The organism is Variovorax sp. J22R115, assembly GCF_030317005.1.
In the GTDB taxonomy this organism is placed as follows: Bacteria; Pseudomonadota; Gammaproteobacteria; order Burkholderiales; family Burkholderiaceae_C; genus Variovorax.
The window spans coordinates 23,083-29,491 of the sequence record NZ_JASZYM010000036.1 but is presented as its reverse complement, the minus strand read 5'-3'; the positions used below and the strand labels follow the sequence as shown (position 1 = coordinate 29,491).

At 66.4% G+C, this 6,409-nt stretch carries 9 protein-coding genes; 5 read left to right on the top strand and 4 right to left on the bottom strand.

The annotated features are described in order from the left end of the window. On the bottom strand, positions 1-1,763 hold a 1,763-nt coding region (locus tag QTI04_RS33320; protein WP_286619509.1), incomplete at its 3' end, for an autotransporter-associated beta strand repeat-containing protein. A gap of 236 nt (positions 1,764-1,999) precedes the next feature. Between QTI04_RS33320 and QTI04_RS33315 the strand changes: the two genes are divergently transcribed. After that, positions 2,000-2,188 carry a hypothetical protein gene (locus QTI04_RS33315; protein ID WP_286604322.1) on the top strand — a complete coding sequence of 63 codons (189 nt, stop codon included), beginning with the start codon at positions 2,000-2,002 and terminating at the stop codon, positions 2,186-2,188. Between the two features lie 31 nt (positions 2,189-2,219). Here the strand turns inward: QTI04_RS33315 and QTI04_RS33310 are convergent, their stop codons facing one another. Together QTI04_RS33310 and QTI04_RS33305 are read right to left on the bottom strand one after the other, a co-directional pair. Next, the gene (locus tag QTI04_RS33310; protein ID WP_286604321.1) at positions 2,220-3,125 is read right to left on the bottom strand and encodes a DUF808 domain-containing protein; all 906 of its coding nucleotides are present in this window, start codon (positions 3,123-3,125) and stop codon (positions 2,220-2,222) included. Between the two features lie 15 nt (positions 3,126-3,140). Then, positions 3,141-3,656 carry a GNAT family N-acetyltransferase gene (locus QTI04_RS33305; RefSeq protein ID WP_286619508.1) on the bottom strand — a complete coding sequence of 172 codons (516 nt, stop codon included), beginning with the start codon at positions 3,654-3,656 and terminating at the stop codon, positions 3,141-3,143. Positions 3,657-3,762: 106 nt separating this feature from the next. On the opposite strand from QTI04_RS33305, the gene QTI04_RS33300 reads away from it, so the two are divergent. The 3 genes from QTI04_RS33300 to QTI04_RS33290 are packed head-to-tail and all read left to right on the top strand — an operon-like array spanning position 3,763 to position 4,471. Beyond that, positions 3,763-3,909, top strand: coding sequence for a hypothetical protein (locus QTI04_RS33300; RefSeq protein ID WP_286604319.1), 147 nt, complete (start codon positions 3,763-3,765; stop codon positions 3,907-3,909). A gap of 2 nt (positions 3,910-3,911) precedes the next feature. After that, complete coding sequence (locus QTI04_RS33295; protein ID WP_286619507.1) at positions 3,912-4,190, top strand: VF530 family protein; 279 nt, start codon at positions 3,912-3,914, stop codon at positions 4,188-4,190. After that, positions 4,190-4,471, top strand: a complete 282-nt coding sequence (locus QTI04_RS33290; RefSeq protein ID WP_286619506.1) for a 2Fe-2S iron-sulfur cluster-binding protein — start codon at positions 4,190-4,192, stop codon at positions 4,469-4,471. The genes QTI04_RS33295 and QTI04_RS33290 overlap by 1 nt, the downstream gene beginning before the upstream one ends. On the opposite strand, the gene QTI04_RS33285 is transcribed toward QTI04_RS33290, so the two are convergent. Continuing rightward, the gene (locus QTI04_RS33285) at positions 4,460-5,707 is read right to left on the bottom strand and encodes an MFS transporter (RefSeq protein ID WP_286619505.1); all 1,248 of its coding nucleotides are present in this window, start codon (positions 5,705-5,707) and stop codon (positions 4,460-4,462) included. The genes QTI04_RS33290 and QTI04_RS33285 overlap by 12 nt on opposite strands. A gap of 48 nt (positions 5,708-5,755) precedes the next feature. Between QTI04_RS33285 and QTI04_RS33280 the strand changes: the two genes are divergently transcribed. Continuing rightward, complete coding sequence (locus QTI04_RS33280) at positions 5,756-6,394, top strand: RluA family pseudouridine synthase (RefSeq protein WP_286604315.1); 639 nt, start codon at positions 5,756-5,758, stop codon at positions 6,392-6,394. Positions 6,395-6,409: the final 15 nt, after the last annotated feature.

Genomic DNA, 6,409 nt, shown 5'->3' with positions numbered 1-6,409 from the left:
ACCTGCTGGAGCGCGCCGGAGCCACTGATGGCACCCGGCAGATCGAGCGTGTCCGAGCGGTTCACGACCAGAGTCGCGTTGTTCACGATGTCGCCCACCACACCGCCGGCAGTGCCGCCATTGCCCAGCTGCAGGGTGCCGGCCGTGATGGTCGTGCCGCCGATGTAGCTGTTGTCCGAAGAGAGCACGGTCGTGCCGCTGCCCACTTGCTGCAGCGCACCGCTGCCGCTGATGGCGCCCGCGAGCGTCAGGATGTTCGAGCGGTTCACTACCAGCCTGGCGTTGTTCAGGATGTTGCCCACCACGCCGCCCGTGGTGCCGCCATCGCCCAGCTGCAAGGTGCCCGCGGTGATGGTCGTGCCGCCGGTGTAGGTGTTGTCGGCGGTGAACAGCGTCGTGCCGGTGCCGAACTGGGTCACGCCGCCGGTGCCGCTGATGGGTTTCGCCAAGGCGATGATGTCCTGGCGATGAATGACGAGCGCCGCGTTGTTGACGATGGGCCCATCCACCTTGCCGACCGTGCCGCCGTTGCCCAATTGCAGGACGCCGTCGGTGATCGTGGTGGTGCCGGTGATCGCCTGGTTGGTCGTGAACGTCAGCTTGCCCGAGCCGGTCTTCTCGATGCCGCCCGTACCCGTGAGCAGGCCGGTGTAGATGGCGTCGATCGGTTGTTCGAAGCGCACCACGCCGTGGTCGGCGATCGCCTTCGGCATGAAAGCGGCGTTGGTCTGCAGCGTGCCTGCCGGGTCGACCGTCATGCTGCCGGTGTAGCCGCTGGCGTCCGAGCCCAGGATCAGTGTGCCGCCGGCCACCTGCGTGCTGGTGATGCCCGTACCTGCGAGCGAATTGTTGAAGGTCCAGGTGCCGCTGTCGTTCTTCACCAGCGTCTGGAAATTCGAGATCGCCTGGCCGGAGACACCCGCGTCCAGGCCTGTGCCGGTGCCGTTCAAGGTCAGCAGGTTGCGGCCACCGCCACCGTTGATCGCACCGGAGATCGACGACCCGCTGTAGATCCTGAGCGTGTCGTCGCCATTGGCGAAATTGAGCGATCCGATCAGCTGGCCCTTGTTGGTGAAGTCCAGCGCCATGGTGCCGGACACCCCCATGATGGGGCCCGTGCCGTTCTTGTATTCGATGATGCCGGTCGCGCCGTTCTCGATCGTGTTCGAGCCTGTGGACGATTCGAACCAGATGGCCGCGCCGCCCGCCTGCGAACGGATTTCCCCGTTGTTCACGATGCGGTTTCCGGTTCCGATCGGGTTGATCGCCTCCGCGTTGCCCGCCACCCCGGTGGACAGCACCTTGGCACCCTTCTCGATCGTCAGCGTGTTCCCGGAGCGGAATTCAATGGTGTTGGCGCCGGCGCCGAAGTTGCCGTTGGTGGTGCCCGGCGCGTTGTTCTCGACCTTGGCGCCGGCGTGGATCACGATGGTCGAGTTGCTGCCGACGCTGATGGCTGGAAGCCCGCCTGAACTGATGATCGCCTTCGGCTGCACGATCACCGAAGTGCCGGCCGGCGTGTTGTCGCCTTGGCCCGCAATGCCCGTTGCCGCACCAGTCGTGTCGCAGGTGATGACATTGGCGCTGGTCGAGCAGGTGGCCGACGCGGTGCCGGCCAGGCCCAACAGCGCCGCCGCTATGGTGGCCTGCACGGCACCGGAGCGAACCCGGGTGCTTGATTTGCCGGCACTGGCGGCGAGTTCTGACGCGACGGTCCAGCCGTGTTGAGATGAGTTCCAGACGATGCTGAAAACGCAATTCATGTAGTTCTTCCGGAGTGAGATTCACGTCGTGCGTGAAACGAATACTTACGAATGTAATTCTTCGGTACTCTTTCTCAGTGGAATTGGTTCACGAATTTGGCGCAAAACCACGTCTCTGCGTGCGAGTTCGCTACGCTTTCGATAGCACGGGCGCGCCTATCGCCGCGGCAGCAGTAGTAGCAGCGGCAGCCCCGTAAACTCCCCGGATGGCATCCAGACCTTCCAGAGCGCCGCGCATGCTCGAGCGCGGCATCCTATGCATCCTGATCGGCGCGGCCGTGTTGATCGCGCCGAGCTTCCTGCAATCGCCCACCTGGCGCGAAATGGTCGGGGGTGCCTACATCGTGGGATGGTTTGCGCTGGTGCTCGGCATCGCGCTCGTCGGGGTCGACCTGGTTCAGCGCGCCAAGGCCAAAGGGCGCTGAGGCCCGCGGCGGCGGGCTGTCGCCGCCAGATTCAGCGCTTGCCGCGAGCCTTCTTCACGACTTCGACGCCGGCCAGCACGATGGCGCCGGCGATGATGCCGACGCCGGCGCTGGCACCCATGGACGCCAGCCCGCCAAAAAACCCGCCGAAACCAGAGGTCCAGGACTCGATTCCATGGCCGACGGCCGGAACGCCGTGCACCAGGATCCCGCCGCCCACGAGGAACATGGCGGCCGTGCCGGCGACGGACAGACCCTTCATGAGCCAGGGCGCCGCCGCCAGGATGCCGCGGCCCAGGGCGCGTGAGCCGGCGCCTTGGCGCTGGCTCAGGTAGAGCCCCGCGTCATCGAGCTTCACGATGCCCGCCACGAGGCCGTAGACGCCGACCGTCATCACCAGCGCGATGCCCACCAGCACGGACAGCTGCGTGACGAAAGGCTGGCCCTGCACCGTGCCGAGCGTGATCGCGATGATTTCGGCGGAGAGGATGAAGTCGGTGCGCACCGCGCCCTTGATCTTCGCCTTCTCGACCGCGACCAAGTCGACCTCCTCGCTCGCCACCGCCCGCTCGTGGGCCGTCGTGCTGGCCGCGTGCTCATCCTTGTGAAGGAACTTGTGCGCCAGCTTTTCGAAGCCTTCGAAGCAAAGGAATGCGCCACCGATCATCAGCAGCGGCGTCACCAGCCAGGGCAGCCAGGTCCCGATCACCAGGGCGGCCGGCACCAGGATCGCCTTGTTCACAAACGAGCCCTTGCACACCGCCCAGACGACCGGCAACTCGCGGTTGGCCTTGACCCCCGAAACCTGCTGGGCGTTCAGCGCGAGGTCGTCGCCCAGAACACCCGCGGTCTTTTTGGCGGCGACCTTGGTGAGAACGGAAACATCGTCGAGCACCGTCGCGATGTCGTCGAGCAGCAGCAGGAGGCTGGTGGCCATTGTCTGCGCGCCCGATCAAACGGCTCGCTTGAGGCGGATTTCCTCGATCTTGACGGCTCCGAATGCCGTGGTCTTGGCGGTCTTCATTTCGCGCTTGAAGCCTGCGAGTTCATGGAAACGCATCGCGCGGTCGTTGCGCAGCGGCACCCAGACGGTGACCACGGTGCAGCCCTCTTCCTCGAGGCCGTCGCGCGCGGCGTCCCACAACGCGACACCGACGCCCTTGCCCCAGTGCTCGGGCTTCACATAGATGGCCCAGATCTCGCCGGTGGTCGACGGCGTCTTGGGATCGCGCGACCGGTCGAAGCCGACGAATCCCACCACTTCGCCATCGATCTCTGCAACCTGGACCTGCGGCTCGCTGAACTCGATCGCTTCGCGCCACTTGGCCTCGCGCGTAGTGGGCGCCAGGGCGCGCAGCTGGTCCTCGGGCAGGATGCCTTCGTAGGCGGCCCGGGCGGCGGCGGCGTGGACTTCGGCGATGGCTTTGGCATCGCGCAGGGTGGCGGGGCGGACTTCGTAATCGGACATGAATGCGGGGGAACGAACGTAAAGGGCCGTATTGTCGCCGCGCAGCCAAAGTCTGGAACGTCGAGGCTAAACTGACCGCCGCATTCGCATCTATCCGGAGATTTACATGGCCAAAGGTCAACAGCGCACGAACAAGGAAGCCAAGAAACCGAAGAAGGACACTTCTCCGCCCAAGCCGCCGGGCGCCGGCATCGAGCCGGTCCGCACGGTGACGACGGCGGTCATTCCGCGCGGCAAGCTCAAGAACAAGTAGCAGTGAACGCTCCTGCGCAGCCCACGCCAGCAGCGAAACAGCCGCGCAACCCGTTGCACGGCCTCACGCTGGAAGCCATCGTGACCGCGCTTCAGGCGGAATACGGCTGGCAAGGGCTGGGCGAGCGGATTCCGCTGCGCTGCTTCACCAGCGACCCGAGCGTCGCGTCAAGCCTCAAGTTCCTCCGCAAGACGCCCTGGGCGCGCGAGAAGGTCGAGAGCCTCTACCTCTTCATGCTGCGCGACCAGCGTCGCCAGCAATCGCCGTCGCATCGGCCGTGATGAAGGCGCACGTCGAACCGGGCGGATTCACCTTCGAGATCGAGCCCGACCGCACCCTGCTCCAGTCCGCCGACGCCGGTGGCATCGAACTGCCGAGCTCGTGCCGCAACGGCACCTGCCGGACCTGTCTCTGCAAGCTTGTGGCCGGCGAGATCCGGTACCGCATCGAATGGCCGGGCGTGAGCGCCGACGAGAAGGCCGAAGGCTGGATCCTGCCCTGCGTGGCCGAACCGCTCGGCGACGTGACGCTCGACGTGCCTTACGCGTTCTCAGTGTTCTAGCTTGACGAGCCGGTCCCGCTGCGCGAGCGAGGGAAACAACCGGAACCAGGCTGCCGCCACCAGCACGGTGCCCACCCCGCCCACCACCACGGACCCCACGGGCCCCAGCAACGCCGCCGTGGCGCCCGACTCGAATTCGCCAAGCTGGTTGCTCGCGCCGATGAAGATCGAGTTGACCGCACTCACCCGGCCGCGCATCGCGTCAGGCGTTTCGAGCTGCACCAGCGTCTGCCGGATGACCACGTTGACCATGTCCGCACCGCCCGAGATTGCTAGCGCGATCAACGACACGATGAAGCTGCGCGAGATGCCGAAGACGATCATGCACACGCCGAACATCGCCACCGCGATCAGCAACGCACGGCCCACGTGGCGCTCGATCGGCCGGCGCGTGAGCATGATCGACATGAAGAGCGCCCCGATCGCCGGCGCGCCGCGCAGCAGCCCCAGCCCCCAAGGCCCCGTATGAAGAATGTCCTTGGCATAGATCGGCAGCAGCGCGACGGCGCCGCCCAGCAGCACCGCGAAGAGATCGAGCGACACGGCGCCGAGGACGGGCTTGCGCTTCCAGATGAAGTCGACGCCGGCCAGCACGGTCTTGAGCGTCACCGGCTCCCGCGCAGACGGCTTGTAGACGTAATGCAGGCGCATCACCAGCGCGGCAGCCGCCACGAAACAGACAAAGGCGGCGCCGTACACCACGCCCATGCCCGCCACGAACAGCAGACCGCCCAACGCCGGGCCACCGATGATGGCGCCCTGCATGCCGGCAGAGCTGAAAGCCATCGCGCGCGGCAGCAGCAACGGCGGCACCAGCAAAGGCGTGAGCGCCTGCTGCGCCGGCATCTGGAACGCGCGGACCGCGCCGAGCACGAGGGACAGGCCCAGCAGCAGCCCGCGCGTATCGTGCGCAACGTGCACCGCGAGCAGCAGCACCAGCGCCACCGCGCCCTGCACCGCGAAGCAGACTGCAACGATGCGTCCCCGGTGGCGCCGATCGACCACATGGCCCGCCAACAAGGCCAGCAGCAACGCCGGGACGAACTGGTAGAGGCCGACCAGCCCCAGGTCCCACGCGCTCTGGGTCAGGTCGTACATGTGCCAGCCGATCGCGACCAGCAGCATCTGGCTCGCGGCGGTGCCGAACAGCCGCGCAACCCACAGTTGCATGAAGGGCCGCTCGCGCGTGAGATCGGAAAACCTGGAAGAACTGGGGGGAGCGGCTGCAACGGACATCGCGACGAGGATAGCCGAGCCGCCCGGTGCTTCTAGACTCCGCCTGCGATGACCGACCTGCACCTGATCCATGAAGACTCGCACCTGCTGGTGTTCGACAAGCCCGCCGGCCTGCTCTGCGTGCCCGGCCGCGGCGAGGACAAGCAGGACTGCCTCAGCGCGCGCGCCGCGCGGCGTTGGCCTGACGCGTTGGTCGTGCACCGGCTCGACATGGCAACCAGCGGCCTGGTCCTGATGGCGCGCAACCCGGCCATGCAGCGCGCGCTCGGCGACGCCTTCGCCAACCGGCAAGTGAGCAAGCGCTACGAAGCCATCGTCGACGGCCTGCTGCCGATGACCGACGAATGGTCATTGATCGATGCACCGCTGATCGCGGACTGGCCGAGAAGGCCCTTGCAGAAGGTCGACCCGGCCGGCAAGCCCAGCCAGACGCGATGGCGTGTGAAGCAGTCTTTGCCCGAACGCCGGGCCAGCCACCTGTGGCTGGAGCCGCTGACGGGACGCAGCCATCAATTGCGCGTGCACCTTCTGTCGATCGGCCATCCGATCCTCGGCGACGCGCTCTACGGGCATGAAGACATTGAACGCCGCGCGCCAAGATTGCTGCTGCACGCGACCACGCTTGAATTCGAGCACCCTGCCAATGGAAAGCCTTGCCGCTTCGAGAGCCCGCCGCCTTTCGCCTGATGGGGCGTCAGTTGG